21 protein-coding genes, 1 tRNA gene and 1 riboswitch are annotated in these 25,509 nt (G+C 70.6%); of the genes, 17 read left to right on the forward strand and 5 right to left on the reverse strand.

Annotation, left to right across the window (positions count from 1 at the left end; translation table 11 throughout):
- The first annotated feature begins 155 nt into the window (after positions 1-155).
- From dnaG to ABZ664_RS01640, 4 genes are all read left to right on the forward strand, one after another.
- Positions 156-2,006, forward strand: coding sequence for a DNA primase (gene dnaG, locus ABZ664_RS01625; protein ID WP_362501574.1), 1,851 nt, complete (start codon positions 156-158; stop codon positions 2,004-2,006).
- 166 nt (positions 2,007-2,172) lie between these two features.
- The gene (gene rpoD, locus ABZ664_RS01630) at positions 2,173-3,309 is read left to right on the forward strand and encodes an RNA polymerase sigma factor RpoD (RefSeq protein ID WP_362502227.1); all 1,137 of its coding nucleotides are present in this window, start codon (positions 2,173-2,175) and stop codon (positions 3,307-3,309) included.
- Positions 3,310-3,651: 342 nt separating this feature from the next.
- Positions 3,652-4,953, forward strand: a complete 1,302-nt coding sequence (locus ABZ664_RS01635; RefSeq protein WP_362501576.1) for a hypothetical protein — start codon at positions 3,652-3,654, stop codon at positions 4,951-4,953.
- A complete protein-coding gene (locus ABZ664_RS01640) occupies positions 4,950-5,411 on the forward strand; it encodes a hypothetical protein (RefSeq protein WP_362501578.1) in 462 nt (153 codons plus the stop codon). The genes ABZ664_RS01635 and ABZ664_RS01640 overlap by 4 nt, the downstream gene beginning before the upstream one ends.
- A gap of 219 nt (positions 5,412-5,630) precedes the next feature.
- On the opposite strand, the gene ABZ664_RS01645 is transcribed toward ABZ664_RS01640, so the two are convergent.
- The gene (locus ABZ664_RS01645; protein WP_362501580.1) at positions 5,631-5,942 is read right to left on the reverse strand and encodes a YtxH domain-containing protein; all 312 of its coding nucleotides are present in this window, start codon (positions 5,940-5,942) and stop codon (positions 5,631-5,633) included.
- A gap of 170 nt (positions 5,943-6,112) precedes the next feature.
- Between ABZ664_RS01645 and ABZ664_RS01650 the strand changes: the two genes are divergently transcribed.
- The 4 genes from ABZ664_RS01650 to ABZ664_RS01665 all read left to right on the forward strand — a co-directional run bounded on the left by ABZ664_RS01650 (position 6,113) and on the right by ABZ664_RS01665 (position 10,403).
- Positions 6,113-6,188 (forward strand) — tRNA-Asn (locus tag ABZ664_RS01650).
- A 344-nt stretch (positions 6,189-6,532) separates the two neighbouring features.
- Complete coding sequence (locus ABZ664_RS01655) at positions 6,533-7,705, forward strand: nitric oxide synthase oxygenase (protein WP_362501582.1); 1,173 nt, start codon at positions 6,533-6,535, stop codon at positions 7,703-7,705.
- Positions 7,706-8,098: 393 nt separating this feature from the next.
- Complete coding sequence (locus tag ABZ664_RS01660) at positions 8,099-9,283, forward strand: transposase (RefSeq protein ID WP_362501584.1); 1,185 nt, start codon at positions 8,099-8,101, stop codon at positions 9,281-9,283.
- 346 nt (positions 9,284-9,629) lie between these two features.
- Complete coding sequence (locus tag ABZ664_RS01665; protein ID WP_362501586.1) at positions 9,630-10,403, forward strand: enoyl-CoA hydratase-related protein; 774 nt, start codon at positions 9,630-9,632, stop codon at positions 10,401-10,403.
- A 168-nt stretch (positions 10,404-10,571) separates the two neighbouring features.
- On the opposite strand, the gene ABZ664_RS01670 is transcribed toward ABZ664_RS01665, so the two are convergent.
- Positions 10,572-11,309: a TetR/AcrR family transcriptional regulator gene (locus tag ABZ664_RS01670; RefSeq protein WP_362501588.1), complete on the reverse strand. Its 738-nt coding sequence runs from the start codon at positions 11,307-11,309 to the stop codon at positions 10,572-10,574.
- A gap of 100 nt (positions 11,310-11,409) precedes the next feature.
- Between ABZ664_RS01670 and ABZ664_RS01675 the strand changes: the two genes are divergently transcribed.
- Both ABZ664_RS01675 and ABZ664_RS01680 read left to right on the forward strand, forming a co-directional pair.
- On the forward strand, positions 11,410-12,372 hold the full coding sequence (locus ABZ664_RS01675; RefSeq protein ID WP_362501590.1) for an ATP-binding cassette domain-containing protein: 963 nt from the start codon (positions 11,410-11,412) through the stop codon (positions 12,370-12,372).
- A gap of 77 nt (positions 12,373-12,449) precedes the next feature.
- Positions 12,450-13,202, forward strand: coding sequence for an ABC transporter permease (locus ABZ664_RS01680; RefSeq protein WP_350944442.1), 753 nt, complete (start codon positions 12,450-12,452; stop codon positions 13,200-13,202).
- A gap of 20 nt (positions 13,203-13,222) precedes the next feature.
- Here the strand turns inward: ABZ664_RS01680 and ABZ664_RS01685 are convergent, their stop codons facing one another.
- The gene (locus ABZ664_RS01685; RefSeq protein WP_362501593.1) at positions 13,223-13,744 is read right to left on the reverse strand and encodes a DUF402 domain-containing protein; all 522 of its coding nucleotides are present in this window, start codon (positions 13,742-13,744) and stop codon (positions 13,223-13,225) included.
- Positions 13,745-13,796: 52 nt separating this feature from the next.
- A riboswitch (SAM riboswitch) is annotated at positions 13,797-13,909 on the forward strand.
- Positions 13,910-13,948: 39 nt separating this feature from the next.
- Here ABZ664_RS01685 and ABZ664_RS01690 point away from each other — a divergent pair.
- The 6 genes from ABZ664_RS01690 to ABZ664_RS01715 all read left to right on the forward strand — a co-directional run bounded on the left by ABZ664_RS01690 (position 13,949) and on the right by ABZ664_RS01715 (position 22,165).
- On the forward strand, positions 13,949-14,884 hold the full coding sequence (locus ABZ664_RS01690) for a glutathione S-transferase C-terminal domain-containing protein (protein WP_362501595.1): 936 nt from the start codon (positions 13,949-13,951) through the stop codon (positions 14,882-14,884).
- Positions 14,881-16,638: an FAD/NAD(P)-binding protein gene (locus ABZ664_RS01695; protein WP_362501597.1), complete on the forward strand. Its 1,758-nt coding sequence runs from the start codon at positions 14,881-14,883 to the stop codon at positions 16,636-16,638. Before ABZ664_RS01690 ends, ABZ664_RS01695 begins: the two co-directional genes overlap by 4 nt.
- Positions 16,635-18,434 carry an ABC transporter substrate-binding protein gene (locus ABZ664_RS01700; RefSeq protein ID WP_362501599.1) on the forward strand — a complete coding sequence of 600 codons (1,800 nt, stop codon included), beginning with the start codon at positions 16,635-16,637 and terminating at the stop codon, positions 18,432-18,434. The genes ABZ664_RS01695 and ABZ664_RS01700 overlap by 4 nt, the downstream gene beginning before the upstream one ends.
- Complete coding sequence (locus ABZ664_RS01705; protein WP_362501601.1) at positions 18,431-19,402, forward strand: ABC transporter permease; 972 nt, start codon at positions 18,431-18,433, stop codon at positions 19,400-19,402. The genes ABZ664_RS01700 and ABZ664_RS01705 overlap by 4 nt, the downstream gene beginning before the upstream one ends.
- Before the next feature lie 115 nt (positions 19,403-19,517).
- The gene (locus ABZ664_RS01710) at positions 19,518-20,387 is read left to right on the forward strand and encodes an ABC transporter permease (protein ID WP_362501603.1); all 870 of its coding nucleotides are present in this window, start codon (positions 19,518-19,520) and stop codon (positions 20,385-20,387) included.
- Positions 20,384-22,165: an ABC transporter ATP-binding protein gene (locus ABZ664_RS01715; RefSeq protein WP_362501605.1), complete on the forward strand. Its 1,782-nt coding sequence runs from the start codon at positions 20,384-20,386 to the stop codon at positions 22,163-22,165. Before ABZ664_RS01710 ends, ABZ664_RS01715 begins: the two co-directional genes overlap by 4 nt.
- On the opposite strand, the gene ABZ664_RS01720 is transcribed toward ABZ664_RS01715, so the two are convergent.
- Positions 22,111-23,367 carry an MFS transporter gene (locus ABZ664_RS01720; protein ID WP_362501607.1) on the reverse strand — a complete coding sequence of 419 codons (1,257 nt, stop codon included), beginning with the start codon at positions 23,365-23,367 and terminating at the stop codon, positions 22,111-22,113. The genes ABZ664_RS01715 and ABZ664_RS01720 overlap by 55 nt on opposite strands.
- Positions 23,368-23,465: 98 nt before the next feature.
- Between ABZ664_RS01720 and ABZ664_RS01725 the strand changes: the two genes are divergently transcribed.
- Positions 23,466-24,110, forward strand: a complete 645-nt coding sequence (locus ABZ664_RS01725; protein WP_362501609.1) for a MarR family winged helix-turn-helix transcriptional regulator — start codon at positions 23,466-23,468, stop codon at positions 24,108-24,110.
- A 135-nt stretch (positions 24,111-24,245) separates the two neighbouring features.
- Here the strand turns inward: ABZ664_RS01725 and galK are convergent, their stop codons facing one another.
- Complete coding sequence (gene galK / locus ABZ664_RS01730; protein WP_362501611.1) at positions 24,246-25,388, reverse strand: galactokinase; 1,143 nt, start codon at positions 25,386-25,388, stop codon at positions 24,246-24,248.
- Between the last annotated feature and the right edge of the window lie 121 nt (positions 25,389-25,509).

Raw genomic sequence — 25,509 nt, forward strand, 5'->3', positions numbered from 1 at the left:
ACCGACGTCCTGGTTGGTCAGGACCAATTCGGGAAAGTCATCGTTCCTCCTGTCCCTCCCGTCTCGGTGGTACCCCTGGCCTGCCGGAAGATCGGAGCGGGAGCGGGCCCGGCTCCTCGCCCCGATCTGTCGGGAGGCCGGACTAGACTCGCGGCGTGGCAAGCCGGATCAGTGATGAGGACATCGCGCTCGTACGGGAGCGCTCGCCGATCGCCGACATCGTGGGTGAGCACATCCAGCTCCGCAACGCCGGCGGCGGCAACCTGAAGGGGCTCTGTCCCTTTCACGAGGAGAAGAGCCCGTCCTTCAACGTGACCCCCACCCGGGGTTACTGGTACTGCTTCGGTTGCGCCGAGGGCGGTGACGTCATCACCTTCGTCCGGCGCCTGGAGCACCTGTCGTTCGGCGAGGCGGTCGAGCGGCTTGCCAACCGGGCGGGCGTCCAGCTCCGCTACGAGCAGGGCGGCTACGTCCCCGGACGCGAGCAGGGGGAGCGCATCCGCCTGATCGAGGCGCACCGGGCGGCGGCCGAGTTCTACGTCTCGAAGCTCTCGGCCCCCGATGCCGCGATCGGGCGCAGGTTCCTGTCGGAGCGCGGGTTCGAGCGAGTCGACGCCGAGCGTTTCGGCGTCGGATACGCCCCCGCCGAATGGGAGGCCCTCTCACGGCACCTGATGGCGAAGGGCTTCACCACCGCGGAGCTGATCAAGGGCGGGCTGGCGAAGGAGGGGCGGCGCGGCCCGATCGACCGCTTCAGGGGACGGCTGGTCTGGCCCATCCGCGACATAACCGGAGACGTCATCGGTTTCGGCGCACGGAAACTGAACGATGCCGAAGACGGGCCGAAATACCTGAACACCCCGGAAAGCCCGCTCTACAAGAAAAGCGAGGTCCTCTACGGGGTCGACCTGGCCAAGCGCGAGATCTCCAAGCGCTCCCAGGCCGTGATCGTCGAGGGCTACACCGACGTGATGGCCTGTCACCTGTCGGGCGTGCCGACGGCGGTGGCCACCTGCGGCACCGCGTTCGGCGAGGAGCACATCAAGGTGCTCCGGCGGCTGCTGCTCGACCAGTCGGGGTCGCGCGGTGAGGTGATCTTCACTTTCGACGGTGACGCGGCCGGCCAGAAGGCGGCCCTGCGCGCCTTCGCCGACGAGCAGAAGTTCGTCACCCAGACCTTCGTCGCCGTGCAGGCCGACGGCCTCGACCCCTGCGACCTGCGAGTCAGGCAGGGCGACGCGGCCGTGCGCGACCTGATCGCCGGGCGCGAGCCGCTGTTCGCCTTCGCCATCCGCAGCGTGATCTCGCGCTACGACGGGAGCACCAACGAGGGGCGGCTCTCCGCCCTCGACGCCGCCGCCCCGATCGTGGCCGGCATCAAGGACAGGTCCCTGCGCCGGCTGTACGCCGTCGACCTCGACCGGTGGCTGGGCTTCAACAACGAACAGTTCGTCCTCGACCGGATCACCGAGGTCTCCGCGGCGGCCCAGCCGCGCGCCCAGCGCCCCGCGGGACCCCGCAAGGTCGCCGACCTCACCGACCCCGGCGTCAGGACCGAGGCGGAGGTGCTGCGGCTGGCCGTGCAGCGTCCCGCGCTGCTCGGCCCCGGCTTCGAGGCGCTGGGGGCGGAGGCGTTCACGCTCGCCGAGCACACGGCCCTCTACCGGCTGATCGTCGACTCCGGCGGCACCGCCGTGGCGGGGCAGGGCGGACGCGAGTGGGTCGACCTGCTGCTGCGCGGGGCCGAAGACTCCCTGCGCGGGGTCGTCACCCGGTTCGCCGTCGAGGAGCTGCGGGCCGACCTGGCGAGCGAGGAGCGCTACGCCTCGGCGATGCTGGCGGCCCTGGAACTCGTCTCGGTGACGCGGGCCATCGAGCGGCTCAAGTCGAGGATGGAGCGGACGAACCCGGTCGACGAGCAGCAGGAGTACAACCGGTTGTTCGGAGAGCTGGTCGCGCTGGAGCACCAGCGGCGCGTGCTCAGGGAGCGCGCGGCCGGGAGCTGACGGCCGGGAGCTGACGGCATAAATGGCATTAATATCCGCACGCCGATTACACCAAACCCGAATAAGGTCTCGATCCGATAATGATCGCCGCCTTACCTTCGGTGACAAAAATAGGTCTGCCATTTAGGGGACCCAATACAGCAGACTGTCTCCCGTGGGTGCATCGGTGCTGCCAAGTGGGCCGCCATCGGTAGACCAGGTGGCCGACCTCGTCACGAAGGGAAGAGAGCGCGGAAGCGTCACGGTCGATGACGTGGCCGCCGCTCTCGACAAATCCGAGTTGCCGTCCGACGCGCTCGAACGCGTCGTCCGGATGCTCGCCGAGAACGGAGTGGAGGTTCTTGAGCCCCAGGGCGATGAGGAACCCGCCCGGGCCGATGAGGAGGATGTCGGAAAAAGAGCCCCGACCAGCGATCTTGTCCGTATATACCTGCGGGAGATCGGTCGCGTCCCCCTGCTCACGGCAGAGGAGGAGGTGGAGCTCGCCAAGTCCATCGAGGCGGGCCTGTTCGCCGAGGACAAACTGACCAGCGCCGTCTCACGTATGGTCTTCCCGGAGTTCAAGGAGCTCGCCTGGCAGGGCACGCGGGCCAAGCAGCGGCTGATCGAGGCCAATCTGCGGCTGGTCGTGTCAATCGCCAAAAGATATGTGGGACGCGGGATGCTGTTCCTGGATCTCATCCAGGAGGGCAACCTCGGGCTCATCCGGGCGGTCGAGAAATTCGACTACACCAAGGGCTACAAGTTCTCCACATACGCCACCTGGTGGATTCGCCAGGCGATCACCAGGGCCATCGCGGACCAGGCGCGCACCATTCGGATTCCGGTGCACATGGTCGAGACGATCAACAAGCTGGTGCGGGTCCAGCGCCAGCTTCACCAGGATCTCGGCCGTGAGCCCGCGCCGGAGGAGATCGCCCTGGAGATGGACCTGCCGATCGACCGGGTGATCGAGATCCAGCGGATCGCCCAGGAGCCGGTCTCGCTCCAGTCGCCGATCGGCGAGGAGGACTCCGACCTCGGAGACTTCATCGAGGACGCCGACGCGGTCGTGCCGATGGAGGCCGCGGCCTTCATCATGCTGCAGGACCAGCTCGACGACATCCTCGCGACCCTCTCCGATCGTGAGCAGCGCATCATCCAGCTGCGCTTCGGGCTCGCGGACGGACATCCCCGGACCCTGGAGGAGGTCGGCAGGGAGTTCGGCGTGACGCGCGAGCGCATCCGGCAGATCGAGTCGAAGACCCTCGCCAAGCTCAGGCACCCGACGAGGGCGCAGACGCTTCGCGACTACCTCGACTGAGGAGCCACACGGCGCGGGCCCCGGGAACCTCCGTTCCCGGGGCCCGCGCCGTTCGGCGCCCTCACCGCTGCGGCCGCCGGGAATCCCCCTCTCCGGGCCCGTGTCACTCTCGCCGATCACCCGGAGTCCTCGCTTCCCTGCCGAGTACCCTTGCGGCGGTCCGGCGTCGATCATCCGAGGGTCCCCGGTTCGTGCGGGCGGCGGTCCGGCGCCGATCACCGGGGAGTCCTGTCGTGGTGATCACTTCGAAAGCCCCGGTTTTCCGGGGCGTACGGCGTTCCCGTTCGGCGCATTCGGGGGGCCGGGCTGTTCTCCTGGGCGATACAGGCGCAGACTGGGCGGATGGAGTCGCGAGCGGCGGTCGACGACGCCGCGCTCGGGCGCGAGGCGTGGTCCGTGCTCGACGCGAACTGGACGGGGTCCGCGACCGTCCCCGCGCCGGGTCTCTACCCCCACCAGTGGAACTGGGACTCCACCTTCGTCGCGATCGGCCTGGCCCGCTGGGACACCCGCAGGGCTGGGACCGAGCTGATCAGCCTGCTGGCCGGGCAGTGGGCGACCGGAATGGTGCCGCACATCGTCTTCCATCCCGTCCACGCGGACGGATACTTCCCGGGCCCCTCGGTCTGGCGATCTCGGGACCACCCGGCCTCCCCCCGCGCCGTGCGCACCTCAGGGCTGACGCAGCCGCCGCTGCACGCGCTCGCCCTGTGGTGGATATGGCGGCACGCGGCCGACCGCGACACGGCCGTGGCCCTGGTGCGGCGGCTCTATCCGATGCTGGTCGCCCAGCACGACTACCTCGCCACCCGCAGGGACCTCGGCGGGGGAGGGCTCGCCGCGATCGTGCACCCGTGGGAGTCGGGGATGGACGACAGCCCCGCCTGGGACGCGCCCCTGGAGGCCATGCCCCCGGTCCGTCCCGCCTACCAGCGGCGCGAGGAGCCCTCCGAGTGGCGTACCGGCAGCCGTCAGGACCGCTACATGGCGCTCGCCCTGAGCTGCCGGGACTCCGGCTACGACCCGGCCTATCTGCGGGACGAGCACCCGTTCGCGGTCGAGGACCCGATGTTCAACGGGATCTGGCTCGCCTCCTGCCAGGCTCTCGCCGAGCTGGCCCCGGTGGCGGGCGCGGACGCGGGACCGCACAGGGAGGCGGCGGAGCGGATCCGCGCGGCGCTGCTGGAACGCCTCTGGGACGACGGCGTCTTCCGCGCCCGCGACCTGCGCGGCGGACGGCTCAGCCCCGTGTGCACGGTCGGCGGCTTCGGGCCGATGCTCGACGAGGGGATGCCCGGCGAGCGGGTCGCGGATCTGGTGAGTGTGCTGGAGTCGGCCCGTTTCATGGGGGCCGCCGGATATCCGGTGCCGAGCTGTGAGATCCGCGCACCGCAGTTCGACCGGTCCTGCTACTGGCGCGGGCCGTCCTGGGTGAACACCAACTGGCTGCTGCGCCGGGCGGCGGCCGTGCACGGCCTGGAAGGGCTGGTGCGGGTGCTCGGCTCGGGCACCCTGCGCCTCGTACGGCAGGCGGGTTTTCGCGAGTGCTTCGATCCCTTCGACGGCAGCGGGCGGGGCAGCCGGGACTTCTCCTGGTCGGCGGCGCTCACCCTCGACCTGCTGGCGGATACCGTGGAACGGTGAAGCTCTTCAATCGCATGCCCCCCGAGGTCCGTGCGGCCGCCGTCCCCGGCGACCGGGTGCTCGCCTACGCCGAGGGCCCCGACGGCTACGTGATCGCCGCGGACAAGGCCCTCTACCTGGGCGGCGAGCGCGTGCCCTGGTTCCAGGTGGATCGCGGGGTGTGGGACGAGGAGGGGCTGACGGTCACCACCACCGACGGGCGCTCGCACCGGGTGCTGCTGCCCGAGCCGGGCCGGATTCCCGAGGCCGTGCGGGAGCGGGTGATCGCCTCGATCGTGGTCAACCACTACGTCCCGCTGGACGCGCGAGGAGGAGTGCGACTGGTGGCGAGGAAGGCCGACGCCGACCGGCTGATCTGGGAGTTCGTCTTCGACGCCGGCCTCGACCCTGACGATCCCGGCCTGCGCGCCCTCGCGGAGCAGGCGCTTGAGGAGACACGCCGAAGCTTCGGCGTCTGAGATATCTGGACCGGGCGCGTCGGCGAGGCCGCTCGATCTCAGCCGCGTCGGGCTCCCGTACGAGTCGGGACGCGCGGGTGAAACAGTCCCTTCCCGAATCTCGCGAGCCGGAAAGCGCGTGGGATCGGTCCCCGGACACGCGAAAGGCCCCCGTAGGGGCCCTTCGCACCGGCGGGCCGTGCTCGGCCCGTGGCTGCCGACGGAGCGGCGGCAGGAAGATCAGTAGGGTGCGTTGGTCTTCTGGTTCTCCGGCCAGCCGGTGCCCGTGTCGTCGTGCTGGTCGCCGTGCCAGCCGTTGGTCGAGCGCAGGAACGGCAGCCGGTTCTTGGCCACGTCGCTCACCTTGGTCCTCGCCACATCCGTCGCCTGGGAGACCTTGGCGCCCATCAGGCCGGCCGTCTCCTGCACGGTGGGGTTGTCGGAGACGCGCTGGGCCAGTCGTTTGATCTGCTCGTAACGTTCCCGGCCAGCACGGCTCCCCAGGATGTAGCCAACCGCGAATCCCACTCCGAGCATCAGTCGATAACGCATGTCCACCTCCACAAACATGTTCCGCGGACCCTGTCCTGTGATCACTCGCGGATCGCCTCGTCTCGCCCCTACCCCGGAGTATCGATGCGACACACACCCACGGAGTGCGCTAATCTATTCCTGCGCCGCGAGGAACGGGGAAGACCCGGTCCGACCAGCGCGAAGCGCAATCCCGTGTAGCTCAATCGGCAGAGCAGCCGGCTGTTAACCGGCAGGTTATAGGTTCGAGTCCTATCGCGGGAGCCAGTTGAAAGGCCCCGGAAGCCCAGCTTCCGGGGCCTTTGCCGTCTTCTGTCCTGATTCAGACAACCTCCCGCGTTCCGGTTCGCCGGACAAACCACGGTGAATCCCAGAAAATAGGGAACGCCACGCCCGGCGCCGCCATGATCTTGGCGGGCGGACCGGTGCGCGGCTGCCGCGGACAACAGCGATCGCAGCGGGGAAGGGCCGCCGCGTCGAGGGCACCGCGCCGCCCGGAACGGTCGCCGTGCCCGTGAGCCCCAATGGGTGGTTTTTCTGTGCTGACCTGGCGAAGGTCCCGGCGGAGTACGCCGGATTTGATGCGCGACGTCCCCGGTGTACTCGGACCCGTGGGCATTTCCGACGGTGTTCCCGACGGTGTTCCCGGGAGTGTTCCCGAGATGCCCCCGGTCGACGTGGCGGCGGCCGAGGATTACCTCAGGCTTTTCCACGCCGAGAACCCCGGGGCGGGAACCCTGCGGGAACGCCTGCGTGAGGTCCGGCAGGAGATCGCCAGGACCGGAACGTACACGCACACTCCCGACGAGCTGATCTTCGGCGCCAGGGTGGCCTGGCGCAACAGCGGCAGGTGCATCGGGCGCCTGTACTGGCGCTCGCTGCGGGTACGCGACCGGCGACACGTCACCACGGCGGAGGGGGTCGCCGTCGAGTGCGTGAACCACCTGCGGGACGCGGCGCCGAACCGCAGGATCCGTCCGACGATCACGGTGTTCCCTCCCGATCGGCCTGGGGCTCCAGGGCCGCGGATCTGGAACGAGCAGCTCATCCGCTACGCCGGATACGCGATGAAGGACGGTTCGGTCGTCGGCGATCCCCGCTACACCGATTTCACCGCGATGCTGCGCGAGCTGGGCTGGGTCGGCGGCCCAAAAAGTCCCTTCGACGTCCTCCCGCTGGCGATCTCGATGGGGGACGGGCCTCCGCTGCTGTCCACGATCCCCGGCGACGCCGTGCTGGAGGTCGCGCTCTCGCACCCCGTCCATCCGTGGTTCGAGCAGCTGGGACTGCGCTGGCACGCGGTGCCGGTCATCTCGAACATGTGCTTGGAGATCGGCGGGATCTGTTACCGGGCGGCCCCGTTCAACGGCTGGTACATGGGGACCGAGATCGGCGCCCGCAACCTGGCCGACGCCGACCGCTACGACCTGATGCCGGTCATCGCCCGGCGCATGGGCCTGGACACCGAGAGCGACCGCTCACTCTGGCGGGACTACGCGCTGGTGGAGTTGAACGTGGCGGTCCTGCACTCCTTCGAGCGAGCGGGGGTGACGATGACGGACCATCACACCGAGTCCAGACATTTCCTGATGCACCTAGAACGTGAGGAGAAGGAAGGGCGGGTCTGCCCGGCCGACTGGACCTGGATCGTGCCCCCCATCTCGGCCTCGGCCACACCCGTCTTCCACCGCTACTACGAGGACCGGCTGCTGTCACCGAACTTCGTCCATCATCCGGACTCCCTGGAGCGTGCACTCGGTCACCGGACTGCAACGGAGGGTTAATTCGGGGGAAACGTACCGGCGATGCACTTGCAGTGACCCACCTCATGGTGGGGCGCACCTAGGGTTCCGCCGCAGCCGACGCCGGACGTCACGACCGTGAGGCCGTACGGCGTCGGCGCGGGACTGGTCCGAGAGGTGCAGGCGGCCGTGTGGCCGTTCCACGGCGGGACAAAAGCCCGGGAGGCCGGCCGATCCCGGCTGCCCTCCGGCCGGGTTCCGAGCTGATCGGAGCTCCATCGGAGCCTCCCGAGGGGACTGTTGTCTTAAGGATGGGGATCGGGAGGGGGCGCCCAGGCTCGAGCGTGTAGTGGCCTGACGGGTTCGCGCATTCCGCGTCGTCTCTTTCCGGTGTTCGATACGGTGGGAACAAAGGTTCGAGCGAGAGGGGGTGTGGTGCGCAGGTCGTTGAAGTTCCTGCTGCGTCCCACCGCCCGCCAGGCCGTCGCGTTGACCGCGTGCCTGGATGATCACCGCGCTTTGTACAACGCCGCGTTGGAGCACCGCCGCACCGCCTACGCCAAAGCGAAGGTGAGCGTCCGCTACGGTGAGCAGTCCGCCGAGTTGAAGCACATCCGTGCCGACGACACCGGTGGTCAGGGCCGGTGGTCGTTCTCCTCCCAGCAGGCCACCCTGCGCCGCCTGGACAAGGCGTTTCAGGCGTTCTTCGCCCGCGTCAAGGCCGGGCGCACCCCGGGCTTTCCCCGCTTCAAGGGCAACGGACGCCTCGACACCGTCGAATGGCCGAAAGACGGCGACGGCTGCCGGTGGGACTCCCAGCCCGAACACCCCACCGCCACCTACGTCCGCCTCCAGGGCATCGGCCACGTCCGCGTCCACCGGCACCGGCCGGTGCGCGGCACCGTCAAGACGATCAGTGTCAGGCGAGAAGGCATGCGCTGGTATGTGATCTTGTCGTGTGACGACGTGCCCGCCGAGGCGCTGCCTATCACCGGCGCCTCCGTCGGGGTCGACCTGGGTGTCTCCTCGCTGGTCACCACCAGCGAGGGTGAGCACCTGGCCAACCCGCGCCACCTGGCCGCCTCCGCCGACCGCCTCGCCGCCGCCCAGCGCGACCTCGCCCGCAAAAAACGTGGCTCCACGCGGCGCCGCAAGGCGGTGGCCCGCGTCGCCGCCCTGCATGCCAAGGTCCGCCGTCAACGCCTGGACGGCGTGCACAAGGCCGCCCTCGCGCTGGTTCGCGACTACGACGTGATCGTGCACGAGGACCTGCGGATCGCGAACCTGACCCGCTCGGCCTCCGGCACGCTCGAAGCACCGGGCAGCAACGTGGCGGCCAAGTCCGGTCTCAATCGCAGCATCCTGGACGCGGGCTGGGGGGTGTTCCTGATGATCCTGTCGCACAAGGCTGAAAGCGCCGGTCGAGAGCTGATCGCGGTGAATCCCGCCAACACCTCCCGCACCTGTGCCCGATGCGGGCACTGCGCGAAGGAGAACCGCGTCACTCAAGCCGAGTTTCACTGCCGGCGGTGCGCACACTTCGCGCACGCCGACGTGAACGCGGCGACCAACATCCTCAGGGCAGGGCTTGCCCTTCGCGACGTCGCGCAAGCGGCTTAACGAGAAGCCGCTCCCTTCAGGGAGCGGAGGAGTCACGCACTGGCACCCGTCCGCTTCCGACCCCGTTCGCCATGGCCCTTCGGCCGCGAGGCGGAACTGCCCACCACCAACTGGGAACGCGAGGTCGCCTGAGCGTCGGCAGAGTCGGAACCGGTTTCGGGCTGGAGGTACTGATCTCGGTGCCGCTGGGCGTCGCGATGGGCACCTCCTCCTTCCTCGGCCTGCGCGCGACGGTCGAGGATCTGGTCCGCTCGCACATGCTGACGCCGGAGAGGGAGAAGGTGTAGAACGATATTCTGTGACTCTCCGGGCGGAGAGTCCCGGCGGGCTGTCGAGGGGATGCGCAATGGTCGATCCGGTGTTGTCGTCGATCGAGCGGGGCGTGCTGACGCTGACGTTCAACCGCCCGGACCGGCTCAACGCCTGGACCGACGAGATGGGCCGCCGCTACTTCGACGAGCTGGCCGAGGCCGAGAAGAACCCCGAGGTCCGGGTGATCGTGGTCACCGGCGCGGGGCGGGGATTCTGCGCCGGTGCGGACTTCCAGACGCTCACCGCCCTCCAGGACGGTTCCTACGCGGGGCAACCCGACCCGCGTCCCACCACCTTCCCGACCACGATCCGCAAACCGGTGATCGCCGCCGTGAACGGCGCCTGCGCCGGGCTCGGCATGGTCCACGCCCTGCTCTGCGACCTGGTCTTCACGGCCGCCGAGGCGAAGTGGACCACCGCCTTCGCCCGGCGCGGTCTGATCGCCGAGTACGGCATGTCGTGGATCCTGCCCCGCCTGATCGGTCAGGCGAGGGCGATGGACCTGCTGCTGTCGGGCCGCACCTTCACCGGTGCCGAGGCGTGCGAGCTGGGCCTGGCCGGCCGGTCGGTGCCGGGGGAGAGGCTGATGGAGGAGACGCTGGCCTACGCTCGCGAGCTCGCGACGCACAGCTCCCCGGCCTCGATGGCGGTGATCAAGCGTCAGGTCTGGGGCGACTGGCAGCAGAGCCTGGAGGCATCGGAGTCGGCCGCGAAGCGCCTGATGGCCGAGTCCTTCGCCAGGCCGGACTTCGTCGAGGGCGTCGCGAGCTTCGTCGAGCGTCGCGCTCCTGACTTTCCGCCGCTGTAGTCCCGCGGCCTCGTAGGCGCCCCGGTGGTGTGTCCGGTGGCATTCCGTTCTCCGGGCCGGAACGTCACCGGTTTCCGGTGTGCACGGGGTCGTGGCGTGGGTGGGGTCGGGGGATGGGCGGGCTCAGGGTGGCGGGTCACGGCGTGGGCGGTGTGAGGTCGCCGACGATCAGGTGGACGGTTTTCCGGTGACGAGCACCGCGAGGCCGTCGAGGATGCGTTCCATACCGAAGGCGAACTCGTCGTCCTCACCGCCCGGCTTGTCGAAGACCCGGGCTTCGAGAAGCTCGTGGATCTCGGGGAAGCGCCGGGCGTCGGTGAGCCTGGCGAGTGACCTGCCGTAGCCGGACAGCGCCTCCTCGTCGGTGACCTGGGAGGTGTCGAGGGCGTCCCGGAGGTCGGCGAGGAGCGCCACCTCGGTCCTGACGAAGCCGTTGACCAGCAGCAGCGCCGCGAGCTTCGTGTCCGGCTCCAGTCCGGTGCCGCGCAGGCAGCGCAGCCCGGTCTCCAGCCAGGCGACGTGGTTGGGCATGATCCCCGGCCCCGTGATGGGGATGCGCAACGACCAGGGGTGTCGCTGCAGGGCGACACGCATGGCGGCGCCCCACCGGTGGACGCCCTGGCGCCAGTCGTCGCCCGGCTCGGGGAGCGGGGGAGGCGGGCCGAGCACCGCGTCCGTGATGAGCATGAGCAGGTCGCCCTTGGACGAGACGTAGCGGTAGAGCGCCATCGTGGAGACGTCGAGCTCGGCGCCGATCTTGCTCATCGAGACCGCGGCGAGCCCTTCCGCGGAGCCCACCCGCAGGGCGGCCTCCACGATGTGCTCCAGGCTCAAGGTGCGTTTGGGGCCTTTGCCGGGCCGCTCGCGCAGGCCCCAGGCGATCTCCACGCTCTCCGGCACTTCCATCGCGCTCCCGGGCTTGACCGTCCTTTTCTGCGAGTGTATATCTTACGCAATATCGTGTATGCCATAAACAGTAGAGCGTACGCCATACACAGGAGGGGTAGTGGATACAGCGATAGAGGCGGTCGGCCTCACCAAGTCCTACGGCAGGGTCGCCGTCCTGAAGGGCGTCGACCTGCGCGTCGCCAGGGGGAGCGTGTACGCCCTGCTCGGTTCCAACGGGGCGGGCAAGACGACGACCGTACGCACCCTGGCGACGCTGGTCGGGCCGGACGGGGGACGGGCCACGGTCGCCGGGTTCGACGTCGTCCGCGACCGCCGCCGGGTGCGCCGCGCCATCAGCCTGACCGGCCAGCACGCGGCGGTCGACGAGTTGCTGACCGGCGAGGAGAACCTCCGGATGATGGGCCGCCTGTCCGGCCTGTCACGCGCGGGGGCCCGCCGCAGGGCGGCCGAGCTCCTGGAGCGGTTCGACCTGGTCGAGGCGGGAAAGCGGCGGGTCGGCACGTACTCGGGTGGTATGTGGCGACGCCTGGACCTGGCCGCCGGGCTCGTCGGCGCACCATCGGTGATCTTTCTCGACGAGCCGACGACCGGGCTCGACGTGCGGAGCAGGCAGGCGATGTGGGAGGTGATCACCCGCCTCGCCGACTCGGGGACGACGGTCTTCCTCACCACCCAGTACCTGGAGGAGGCCGACGGCCTCGCCGACAGGATCGCGCTGCTCGACGGCGGACGGGTGGTGGCGGAGGGCACCGCCGACGAGCTCAAGGCGAGGGTCGCCGCCTGGCGGCTGAACCTCGTGCTGGCCGACGCCGGCTCGTTCGCCGAGGTGACGCGCCTGCTCGGGGCGCGTGCCGTGCACGCCGATCCCGCCACGCTCACCGTCGAGGCGGCCACCGACGGGAGCGCCGCGGAGATCCGAGCCCTGCTGGACGAGGTGGATCCGGGGCGTTCGGCGGTCGAGAGGTTCACCGTGCGAGGCGCCACGCTCGACGACGCGTTCCTCGCCCTGACGGGCAACCTGACGGACAACCTGACGGACAAGGAGCGGGCCGGTGTCTGACCTCACCGTGATGGACGTCTCGATGAACGGGGAGCGGCGAGTGTCCGGTCCCGTGGTCGAGTGCGGAGGGCGGGCCGGTGTCTGAGCTCGTCGCCTGGCCGGTCATGACCGGCCGCGCCGTCCGCCTGTCGCTGCGCAACCTCGACGCGCTGATCACCTCGTTCCTGTTGCCCGTCATGATCATGCTGATGTTCGTCTACCTGTTCGGCGGCGCGATCCAGACCGGCACCGACTACGTCACCTACGCCGTCCCCGGCGTCCTCGTCATGTGCGCCTCCTACGGCGCCTCCCTGACCGCGGTCGCCGTCAGCCAGGACATGAGCCGGGGGATCGTCGACAGGTTCAGGTCGATGGACGTCGGCGGAGGGGCGTTCCTGGGCGGGCACGTGGCCGCCAGCACCGTGCGCAACCTCACCTCGCTCGTCATCGTGTTCGTCGTCGCGTTCCTGCTCGGCTTCCGGGCGGACGCGGACCTGGCGGGCTGGGCCGCGGCGGCGGGCATCCTGGTGGTGTTCGTCCTGGCCGTCTCCGCGGTCTCCGCCGTGGTCGGCCTGCTGGCCAGGACGCCGGAGGCCGCGGGCGGCTTCACCTTCGCGGTGATGTTCCTGCCCTACCCGAGCAGCGCCTTCGTCCCGGTCCACACCATGCCCACGTGGCTGCACGGGTTCGCGGAGAACCAGCCGGCCACGCCGATCATCGAGTCCGTGCGCGGCCTGCTGCTCGACAGGCCCGTGGGGAGCGACCCGTGGAAGGCGCTGGCCTGGTGCGGTGGTTTCCTGCTGGTCTCGGCGCTGCTGTCCGGCAGGTTGTTCCGCGACCGCGCCCGCTGAGGTCGCCGGAGGGGACGCGCTCAGCCGACCAGGGTGAGCCAGTGCGGCGCGTCCCCGAAGGGGGCGGTGCGGGTGGTGACCGCCTCCATCAACCAGGCGGCCGAGGCGCGGGCGTTCTCGACCACGTCGGGCGGGTAGGCGTACCTGACCCGGTGCTCCTCGAACTCGTCCTCGTCGTCCAGGAAGACCCGGCTCCGGCGGCCCTTCAGCAGGTTCCCGCGGGTCCTGATCACGTCGAGGTCGAGGTCGATCATGGTGACCTGGCCGTCGCTCCACCGGGGCACCGTGGAGATGTCGCAGTAGATCTCGTGCTTGTGCGGGGCCGTGTTGAACGCGGCCGTCCACCAGGCGTCGCGGGGGAAGAGCATCACGAACGGATGCGGCCAGGCGATCGCGGGCCCGTCGCCCTTGTGGCCGCTGGAGTTGGCCACGCAGCCCGTCCACACCCCGTACTCGTCCTCGCCGAGCAGCAGGCCGCGGTGGTGCCAGTGCAGTGACCCGTCGTACTTGCGGTAGACCACGTTCACGCTCTCATAGGACATTCCTCGACATTAAGGCTTGACAGAGATCTATGTATTTCCTACCTTCTAAATAGGTTAAGAGTGTCAGTGCGAAGCCCCGGCTGGCTGACCGGCAACCCTCGCACCGCGGCGGGGTGCCCCCGGGGGAGACCAGGCGGCACGGTGGGCGTGCCGCAAGCGCGGACCCCTGCACAGGGGTCACCACGACATGTCCGGGAGCGTCAGATGCCGAAGAGCAGCACACTGAACCACGCGAGCCCCGTCGACCTCGACACCCACGGCCACTACCGGCCCGGTGGCAGGCCCGGCCTGCGCTACCCCTTCCAGGGGCGGATCGGCACAACCGCCTTCCCCGCCGAGCCGGGGCGCTACCACCTCTACGTCGCGGCCGTCTGTCCGTACGCACAGCGCGCCGCCATCGTGCGCTCCCTCAAGGGACTCCAGGACGTGGTCTCGCTCTCCTACGTCGACGACGAGCGCGACGGGCGCGGGTGGGCGTTCCGCGAGCGGCGCGGGGCCGACCCGGTCAACGGCTTCACCACCCTGCGGCAGGCGTACGAGGCGACCGAGCCCGGCTTCGACGGGCACGTCTCCGTGCCGGTCCTGTGGGACAGGACGAGCGGCCGCGTCGTCAGCAACAACTTCCCCGACATCACGATCGACCTCGCCACCCGGTTCGGCGGCGACCCCGAGGCCGACCTCTACCCCGAGGAGCTCAGGCCGGAGATCGACGAGCTCAACACGAGGATCTACGAGATCGTCAACACGGCGGCGGGCCGCGTGGCGTCGGCCACCACCGAGACCGCGTACACCGAGGCGCGCGCAGGAGTGATCGCCTTCCTGGCCGAGCTGGACGACCGGCTGGCCGACCGCAGGTACCTGTTCGGCTCGGGAATCACCGAGGCGGACGTGCGGCTCTGGCCGACCCTGCTCCGCTTCGACCTGAGCGACAACCCGGCGGCCAGGATCAGCGAGCGCCCGCTGACCTCCTTCACCAACCTGTGGGCCTACGCCAGGGACCTCTACGCCCACCCCGCCTTCCGCGAGAACACCGACTTCACCGTCATCTCCCCTTTCCGCGGCGAGACCGACACCTGGCGTGTCCCGGTCGAGCCGCTGTACGCCGACTGGGACGAGCCGCACCGCAGAGCCGCCGTATGAGCGCCTCGATCGCCGTCGTCGGCGCGGGACCGACGGGCACCTGCCTGGTGGAGCGGATCTGCGCCAACGCCGCCGACCTGCTCGGCTGGCCGTCGCTGGACGTCCACGTGATCGACCCCCACCCGCCGGGCGGCGGGCGCGTCTGGCGGCGCGACCAGCCGGACCTGCTCTGGATGAACTCCACCGCGGCCGACGTGACGCTCTTCACCGACGAGTCGGTACGGTGCGAGGGACCGATCCGCCCGGGACCCACGCTGGCCGAATGGCTCGGCGGAGACCCCGGCGGGTTCGCCACCCGCCCCGCGCAGAGCGGCTACCTCTCCCACGTCTTCCGCCACGCGGTGGCGACCGCGCCGCGCGGTGTTCGGGTGCACGTGCACGCCACCCGCGCCGTCGACCTCGCCGACATCCCCGGCGGCCAGGCGGTGAGGCTGGCGGACGGCAGGACGATCGAGGTCGACGCGGTGATCCTCGCCCAGGGACACGGCGACGTGACCCCGACGAGCGAGGAGGGCACCCTGGCCCGCCTCGCCACGCGCGCGGGGCTGCGCTACCTGCCCACCGGCTACGCGGCGGACCTCGACCTCGACAACATCCCCACGAGGGAGCCGGTGATCGTACGGGGGATGGGGCTCGCCTTCGTCGACCTGATGGTGCTGCTCACCTCGGGCCGGGGCGGCCGGTTCGTCCGCGAGTACGACGGGGAGCTCGTCTACCTGCCCAGCGGGCGAGAGCCCTTCCTGCACGTGGGGTCGCGGCGCGGGGTGCCGTACCACTCCAAGACCGGTTACCTCTTCAGGGGCGCCCGCCCGCCGGTGCCGCGCTTCCTCACCCGCGAGGCGCTGGGCGAGGGGCCGTGGGACTTCCGGAGGGACGTGTGGCCGCTCGTCGCCAAGGAGCTGGCCTTCGCGTACTACCACGAGCTCATCACCGCCCACCCCAAGCGCGTCAAGCTGGGCTGGGAGGAGTTCGAGGAGGGTTTCGCGGCCGAGGAGTGGCGCAGCCTCGGGATGCGCAAGCTGATCCGCCAGGCCGTGCCCCGGCATCCGGACCGGCTCGACTTCGACCGGCTCGACCGGCCGCTGGACGGCATCCGGTTCGGTGACCAGGCCGGCCTGCAGAGGTGGATGCACGGCTATCTCGCCGTCGACCTGGAGCGGCGCTCCGACCCCGCGCACAGTGCCGACCACGCCATGATCCTCGGACTGCTCTCCGTCTACGGCGTCCTCGCCGAGCTGGGCGTCTCCGATCCGTGGTTCGGCGGGTTCTTCAGCTACGTCGCGAGCGGCCCGCCGGGACCCCGGCTGGAGGAGATGCGCGCCCTCGCCAGGGCCGGGACGGTCACCTTCCTCGGCGCGAACCTCAAGGTCGACCACCACGAAGGGCGCTGGCGGGCACAGAGCCCCACCGTGCCCGGTGGCGTCGCGGCCACCACACTCGTCGAGGCCCGGCTGCCCGCGCCCAGCGTGAGCCGGGCCGTCGACCCGCTCATCAGCGCCCTTCGCGACCGCGGCGAACTCGACGAGGAGTCGGGTCTGGTGAACGTGAGGACCGCCGACCGACGCCTGCTCGACAGGTCGGGCACCCCGCACCCCCGCAGGTTCGCCCTCGGCCCCTGGGTCGTGGGAGGCAGGGCCACCGCCGGCTTCGCCAGGCCCCGTCTCAACGCCCTGCTCTTCCGCCACGCCGACGCCCTCGCCCGGATCGTGCTCTCCGAGGCCGCCGGAACCCGGATAAGACGGCACGTCGCGTGAACCACCCCGATCGCCGTACCCGGCGTGTCGTCGAGCCGGCCGGACGCGCCGCACAACACGCCGTACAGAACAACGCCGTACAGAACAACGCCGTACGGAACGCCGTGCGGAAGCACGTCGCAGAGAAGCACGTCGTACAGAAGCGCAAGGAGAAGAACGTGAAGTTGCGATGGGGCGCCCTGACGCTCGCCGGAGTGCTGGCGCTCGCGGCGTGCGGAGCCGAGAGCGGGGCCCCGAGCGCGAAGGCCGGTGCGGACGGCGGTGGCGACGGAGGGTCGCTCGTGTGGGCGGTGGAGACACAGCCGATCACCTTCAACCCGCACCAGTGGGGCCAGAACAAGGCCCGCCTCCTGGTCCACAACCAGTTCGACGCACTGATCGCCCGGGGCGGGAACGGCGAGTTCCTGCCGTGGCTGGCCACGTCCTGGAAGGTCTCACCGGACGGCCTGACCTACACCTTCGAACTCCGCGACGACGTCACCTTCCACGACGGTGAGAAGTTCGACGCCGCCTCGGTGAAGGCGAACCTCGACCAGCTCGTCTCGCCCGGCTACAACGCCGCGCTCGGCGCCATCCAGCTGCGCAACTTCGAGAAGGCCGAGGCGACCGCGCCCCACACCCTGAAGGTCACGCTCAAGGCCCCCGACGGACTGTTCCTCGACTTCCTCTCCTCCCCGTACGCGGGCCAGGTCTCCCCGAAGTCGTTGAAGAGCGCGAAGGACCTCAAGGCGGGCGGCGTCGACGTGGTCGGCACCGGGCCGTTCATCCTCGACCGGTTCACCCCCGGCCAGGAGGTCCACTACAAGCGCAACCCCGACTACAGGTGGCCGCCCACCGGCGCCGCCCACCAGGGGCCGGCGCACCTGGCCGAGATCACCTACCGCTTCCTGCCCGAGGCGGCGGTACGGGTCGGCGCGCTCACCTCCGGGCAGGTACAGGTGATCGAGGGCGTACCCGCCACCGAGATCGGCCTCATCAAGAGCGACCCCGAGTTGAAGCTGGAGACCAGCCTCAACTCGGGAAGCGCGTTCTCCTACTACTTCAACGTCTCCCGCCCCCCGTTCGACGACAAGCGGGTCCGCGAGGCCTTCCGCGACGCCGTCGACGTGGACGCCGTGCTCAACTCCGTCTACCAGGGCACCGCCAAGCGAGCCTGGAGCGTCATCGGCCAGGGCAGCCCGCAGTTCTACGACCCCTCCCTGGAGAAGACCTTCGGCAACAACCCCGAACGGGCCAACCGGCTGCTCGACGAGGCGGGCTGGAAGGAACGCGACGCCGAGGGCTTCCGGGTCAAGGACGGCAAGCGGCTCACCGTGCGCACCGTCAACGCCGCGCCGTTCGTCCGCGACCGCCGCGACGTCCTCGCCCAGGCCGTCCAGGCGGCCGTCAAGCAGAGCGCCGGGATCGACTTCCAGGTCAAGATCGTTGACCAGGGCACCGCGCAGAAGGCCGTCGAGGACAACGAGTACGAGATCTTCGAGAACTCGCGCGGCGACACCGACGCCGGGGCGGCGCTCAACCTGATCCTGGCGAAGGACGCCGCGATCAACCGCACGAAGTTCGGGAGCGCCGAGCTGGACAAGCTGCTCGCCGACGCGTCGGCCGCCTCCGACCTCGCCAAGCGCAAGGAGCTCTACGCGAAGGCGCAGAAGACCGTGATCACCGACGAGGCGCTCCTGCTCCCGCTCTACGTTCCCGCCGACCAGATCGCCTACGGCGCCTCGGTCACCGGGGTCACCTTCGAGCCGGTCTCCGGCACCCCCAACAGTGCTTACGACATCCGGACAGGGACGTGAGCACCCTTTCACTCACCCGGCGGCGGGGGCTGGCCGCCGCCGGGTGGCTCGGCCCGGTGGCCCGGCGGCTCGGAGCGGGCGTCGCCGTGCTCTGGGCCGCCGCCACCGCGGCCTACCTCGCCCTGATGCTCGCCCCGGGTGACACGGTCGACGTGCTCGTCGGCGACGGCCTCGACACCCCCGAACGGCGGGCGGAGATCATCGCCGAGTGGGGGCTGGACCGCTCCCCGCTCCAGCAGTACGGCGACTATCTGCTCCGCCTGCTCCAGGGAGACCTGGGCCGCTCCTACATTCTGCAGCGCGGCGTCGGCGACATCCTCGCCTCCCAGGTCCGGCCGACGATCCAGCTCGCGCTCACCGCCGCGCTCCTCGGGGTCGTCCTCGCCCTGCTGCTCGCCCTGACCACTGCGGGCCGCCGCCCCTGGCTCGGCGGCCTGGTCGGGCTGTCGGAGCTGGTCACCGTCTCGGTCCCGCCGTTCCTCATCGGCATCCTGCTGCTCGCCGTCTTCTCCTTCACCCTCGGCTGGTTCCCCGTCTCCGGGGACAGGGGACTCGCCTCTCTGGTGCTGCCCGGACTCGCGCTCGGGCTGCCGATCGCGGGGGTGCTCGGCCAGGTGCTCCGCGAAGGGCTGGAACGGGCGCTTGAGGAGCCGTTCGCGGTGACCGCCCGCTCGCGCGGCATCACCGAGTGGCGGCTCGTCGCCCGGCACGCCCTGCGCCACGCGCTGCTCCCCGCCGTCACCCTCACCGGCTGGTTCGTCGGCTTCCTGCTCGGCGGAGCGATCATCGTGGAGGCGGTGTTCGGCCGCCCCGGGCTCGGCCAGGTCACCGTCGGCGCGGTGAACGGCAAGGACATGCCGCTGGTGATGGCGGTCGTGTTGATATCCGCCCTCGCCTACGTGACGGTCAGCACGATCGTCGACCTCGCCTACCTCGCGATCGACCCCCGCCTGAGGAGGAGCCGATGACGATCCCGCCGTGCGAAGAGCCGGTGACGGTTCCACTGATGGTTCCGCCGAGGCAGGAGCCGGCGGTGGTCTCGCCGCAGGAGGCGCCCTCGCCGTACCGGCAGGGGAGGAGCCGATGACGACGGTCACGGAGGTCCCCGCTGTCGCGACCGCCGCCCCCGCCCCGGCCGGACGCGGATACGGCTTCAGCGCGCAGCTGGTCGCGCCGCTGCTGTTCCTGGCGGTCGCCGCCGTCGCCGCCGTGGCGCCGAGCCTGCTCACCGGCGTCGACCCGCTCGCCGCCGACCCACTGCACGCGCTCGCCGGGCCGAGCGCCGAACACTGGTTCGGCACCGACCACCTCGGCCGCGACGTGCTGTCGCGCGTCGTCCACGGCGCGGGACACTCGCTGAGCATCGGCGCAGCCGCCGTACTGCTCGCCGCGGGGGCCGGAACCCTGCTGGGCGTCCTGGCAGGACTGTCCCCCCGCTACGTCGACGAGCTGCTCAGCCGCCTGTTCGACGTCGTGGCGACCTTCCCTGAACTGCTGCTCGCCCTGCTGGTCATCGCGATCACCGGCCCCGGCACCGGCAACGTGATCCTCGCGATCGGCATCGCGCAGATCCCCAACTACGCCCGCGTGATCCGCGCCCAGACGTTCGTGGTGCGCCGCTCCGGCTACGTCGAGCAGGCGGTCACCTTCGGCCTGGCCAGGCCGATACTGGTCGCCCGCCACGTACTGCCCAACGTGCTCGGCCCCCTGCCGGTGCTCGCCACGATCGGTATGGGCACCGCCATCATCGCCACCTCAGGGCTCAGCTTCCTCGGCATGGGCCCGCAGCCGCCCAGCCCGGAATGGGGCTCGATGCTGTCGGAGGCCCGCAACTACCTGCGCGTCGCCTGGTGGAGCGTGCTCTTCCCCGGCCTCGCCGTCACCCTCACCGTCATCAGCCTGACGCTCGTCGGGCGCCGCCTGCAGCGCCGTTTCGAGGGGAGAAACCGATGAGCCTCATCGACGTCGAGGACCTGCGGGTCGGCTTTCCCAAGGCCGGAGTACAGGCCGTACGGGGGGTGAGCCTCTCGATCGAGGCGGGCGAGTGCGTGGCGATCGTCGGGGAGTCCGGCTCGGGCAAGAGCGTGACGGCGAGGACCCTGGTCGGGCTGGCCGGACCCGGCGCCGAGGTCAACGCCTCCCGGTTCGTCGTGAACGGCGGGGACGCGCTCCGCTTCGGCGCCCGCGACTGGCGACGGCTGCGCGGCCGGTTCGCGGGGCTCGTGCTCCAGGACGCGCTCACCTCGCTCGACCCGCTCCGTACCGTCGGCGACGAGATCGCCGAGGTGCTCACCACCCACGACGTCGTCCCCCGCACCGCCCGGAGGGAGAGGGTGATCGAGCTGCTGGATGCGGCAGGGGTCCCCGAACCCGAGGTTCGGGCCCGGCAGTACGCCCACCAGCTGTCCGGAGGGCTGCGCCAGCGCGCCCTGATCGCCTCCGCGATCGCCGCGAGCCCGCCACTGATCATCGCCGACGAGCCGACGACCGCGCTCGACGTCACCGTGCAGGCCCAGATCCTGCGGCTGCTCGCCGCCCGCAAGGCCGAGGGCACCGCGCTGCTCATGATCAGCCACGACCTCGCCGTGGTCTCCGCCGTCGCCGACCGCGTACTGGTGATGAAGGACGGCGTGGTCGTCGAGGAGGGGCCGACGGGACGTGTGCTGTCCGAGCCCCGGCACGACTACACCAGGCTGCTGCTCGCCGCCGTCCCCTCCGCGGTCTCGCGCGGCACCCGCCTGTCGGCCATCGCCGCCGGGGGAATCGCGCTGCGCACCCCGCTGCCGGAGCGGACCGTCGACCACGCCGCGCCGATCCTGGAGGTTTCGGGGCTCTCGGCCGCGTACGGCTCGCGCACGGTGGTCGACGACGTCTCCTTCGAGGTCTACCCCGGTGAGACGCTCGGCGTCGTGGGGGAGTCGGGGTCGGGCAAGACCACGGTCGCCCGGCTCGTCCTCGGACTGCTCGAACCCGCCTCGGGGGAGGTCCGGCTGGGCGGCGAGCCCTGGTCGGGGATCCGCGAGCGCGGGAGGCGTTCCCGCAGGTCCCGTATCCAGGTGATCTCCCAGAACCCGCTCGACTCCTTCGACCCCCGCTACACGGTGGGCCGCCTGGTCGCGGAACCCCTCCGCGGCGCCTTCTTCGAACGCGGCCCCTCACGCGCTGCTCCCTCCGGGAGGGGTTCCTCGCCCGGTGTCTCCTCCGGGGACGGCTTCCCTCGCCGTATCACTTCCCGGAACGGCTCCCCGCGCGGCGTTCCGACCGAGAACGGCTCCCCGCGCGGCGTTCCTTTCCGGCGCGGCTCCTCGCGAGAGGTCCTCTTCGACCGGGTGACCGAGCTGCTGAACCGGGTCGGCCTCCCGGCGGACATCGCCGACCGGCACCCGCGGCGCCTGTCCGGAGGCCAGCGCCAGCGGGTGGCCATCGCGAGAGCCCTCGCCACCCGCCCCGACGTGCTCGTCTGCGACGAGCCGGTCTCCGCGCTGGACGTGTCGATCCAGGCCCAGGTGCTCGACCTGCTCGCGGAGATCCAGGCCGCCGACGGGACCGCGCTCATCTTCATCTCCCACGACCTCGGGGTGGTCCACCACGTCGCCGACCGGGTGCTGGTCATGCGCGGCGGACAGGTCGTGGAGGAGGGGCACGTGGATGAGGTGTTCTTCCTGCCCCGGCACGACTACACCCGCGAACTGCTCGGCGCGGTGCCCAAGCTGGTGTCGACCGAGCCCTGACGGAGGCCACGGACGTCGGGCAGGATCAGCACCCCCAGACAGGAGACCGCCAGCAGCGCCGCCGCCCCGTACAGGGTGGGCGCCGTGCCCACCGCTTCGGCCAGTGGCCCGGCGAGGGCCATGCCGAGAGGGGTGAGCCCGAGGGAGAGCAGCCAGTCGTACGCGGACACCCGTGAGATCGCCTCTGCCGGAATGTGCTCCTGCACGGCGGTCTCCCACATGGGGGACATGAACGCCAGGCCGCCGGTCATCAGCCCGTAGGCCGCAGCGACGATCAGCACGGGCGCCTCGGCGGCGAGCAGGATCAGGGGCAGCGCGCCGAGGGTGAGCGCGATGTTGGCCACGATGAGAGGCTTTCGCGGCCTCACCCGCAGGGCCAGCAGCGCGCCGCACAGGGCGCCGACCGTGCCGCCCTGCACGATCGTGCCCCAGGCGAGCTCGCCGCCGAGGCTCGTGACGGCGATCACGGGCCCGATCGTGATCAGGGCGCAACGGCTGAGGTTCCACAGGGAGTGGCCGACGAGGTTCGTCCAGTACCACCGGTGGCGGCGCAGCTGTGCCCATCCTTCGGTCAGCTGCCTGACGAACCGCTCGTGCGGCGCGGGCGGGATCGGCGCGAGCCGGAGTCGGCCCAGCAGCACCGCGCTGACCACGAACGTCACGGCGTCCAGGAGCAGCGCCCAGCCGGGCCCGGCGGTCAGGGCGAGTGCGGTGGCGATGCCCGGGCCGAGAAGCACGGACCCGCGCTGGGCGAGCGCTATGAGCGCGTTGGCCCTGGGAAGGTGCTCCGCCGCCACGGTGGCGGGCACCAGACCGGTCGTGGCGGGCAGGAAGAACGCCGAACCGGCTCCCGAGACGGCGGCCAGCGCCGCCAGGTGGACGATGTCGACCGTACCGGTGATCAACTCGACGCCCATGGCGGCGTGGGCGAGCCCGCGCACCACGTCCGCGCCCATCATCACGCGACGGCGCGGAAGCCGATCGGCCCACACGCCGCCGGGCAGCATCAGCGCCACCATGGCGATCGACTGGGCGGCCAGGACCACTCCGAGGTCGGTCGCAGAGCCCGTCGCGGTGACGATCGCCAGCGCGAGGGCCACGGCGGTGATGGAGTCGCCGATGTGCGAGAGGGTCTGGCCGGCCCACAGCAGGCGGAAGCGGGGGTCTCGTAAGGGAGCCCAGGAACCGGATGAAGAAGGCATGGACTGAAAAGTAGTACGAAATCATAATTTACGCATCGATATTAATGATGGCCCAGCGTCGACGACGGCTCGACGGAAGGCGGCATTACCCTGTGGGCATGCCAGAGCCTGACTCCGTCGACCGGCACATCGCGCACTGGTCCCGGGAACTGTCCGACCTCGACCCGCAGATCGAGGGGATCGTCACGCGCATGCAGGCTCTCGTGCGGCTGCTCAAACGGAACAAGGACGTCTGGCTGACCGAGGGAGGGCTCAAGTCCTGGGAGTTCGACGTCCTCCACCACCTGGTTGCGGCCGGGCCGCCCTACCGGGTGCCCCCTTCGCTACTGGCCGGATGGCTCGACACCCACCCGGCCACGCTGACCAGCCGGCTCGACCGGCTGGAGCGAGCCGGATATGTCGATCGCGTGCACGATCCCGGCGACCGCCGCCGCCTGCTCGTCGCGCTGACCCCCGCCGGACGCGCCGTCTGGCAGGAGCGCATGGACCAGGGCGACCTCTTCGAGCGCTCACTGCTCGGCCCGCTCGACTCCGGGGAGCGCGAGGTCCTCAACGATCTCCTCCGCCGGATGGTCCAGACCGTGGAGCGGGACGGCCCGCCGCTGATGCCCGACTGGCCGTCGGCTCCGGGAGCGGATCCAGGCACGGGTTCGGGCACGGCTTCGGGCGCGGTTTCGGGCACCGGGGCGGGGCCGGGTTCCAGGGAGGCGACAGGATCGGGATCTGAGAGGTCGATCGGATGAGCCCGGGATCGGGTCCGCCGACCGGGTGACCTCGGGAGCGAGACGGTCGGTCAGGTGACCTCGGAATCGGGTCCGTCGGTTTGGTGCCCCAACAGCGAGTCGGCCGCCAGGCCGTCCCGTGCGCAGGAGGAACGCTCAGAGGAGCCGGCGGGCACCCTGGGCCGGGGTCGCCGGGTAGATGTCCGGTGCGGTCCAGCCGCGCTCGGCGTAGGCCCCGGTCACCGACTCCCGTACCGACTCCACCCGGTCGTCGGCGACCAGCGCGATCGCCGAGCCGCCGAACCCGCCCCCGGTCATCCGAGCCCCTCGCGCCCCGCCCCTGACCGCCGACTCCACGGCCACGTCCAACTCGGCACAGGACACCTCGAACTGGTCGCGCAGCGACAGGTGAGAGGCGTTCAGCAGCGCCCCGATCTCCCGTACCGCCCCGGCGCGCAGCAGCCCGATCACCGCCTCCACCCGGTGGTTCTCGGTCACCACGTGCTGGGTGCGCCTGCGCTCGTCGCCGCTCAGCTTCGCGAGGGCACCCGCCAGATCCGTGACATCGCGCAGCGCGTCGACCCCCAGATGCTTGGCGGCGTCCTCACAGTCCTTGCGGCGGCGAGCGTACTGCCCGTCGGCGAGCTCGTGGTGCACCCCGGTATTGATGATCAGCAGCTGCATGCCGTGACTCGCCAGGTCGAACGGGATGCTCCTGGTCCCCAGGGTCCGGCAGTCCAGGAACAGCGCCTTCCCCTCCTCGCCGAGGGCGGAGGCCGCCTGGTCCATGATCCCGCACGGCATGCCCACGAAGTCGTTCTCGGCCTTCTGGGCGGCGAGGGCGATCTCCATCTTGGTGAGGCCGAGCCCGTACAGCTCGTTCAGCGCCGTACCGATCACCACTTCCAGCGCCGCGCTCGACGACAGTCCCGCCCCCTGGGGGACGTCCCCGTCGATCACCACATCCGCCCCGCCGACCGGCCGCCCCTGCTCTCGCTTTTGCTCCCGTTCCCCTGCGCCGAGCGCCCAGAACACCCCGGCCGCGTAGCGTGCCCAGCCCTCGGCCTCGTCGGCCGTCGCCAACGTCACCGGCTCACCCGCCTGCAGGGACCGCAGCCTGATCACCCCGTCCTCGCGCGGCGACATCGCGGCGGTCACCCCCCACGGCAGCGCGAACGGCAGGACGAACCCGTCGTTGTAGTCGGTGTGCTCCCCGATCAGGTTGACCCGACCGGGAGCGTGCCACACCCCGGCCGGCTCCACGCCGTACGAGTCCCTGAAAGCCCCAACAACGCGCATGATCCAACACTCCTCAACACGGCTCACCCGTAGGGTATCGATTCCACCGGAGCCAGGTTCCGCGCTCGTTCCCGCCGAAGGTCACATCTTGAACCCGTCCCGCCCGGCAGATGTGCGAACA

The sequence above is a fragment of the Streptosporangium sp. NPDC006930 genome, assembly GCF_040635605.1.
GTDB lineage: Bacteria > Actinomycetota > Actinomycetes > Streptosporangiales > Streptosporangiaceae > Streptosporangium.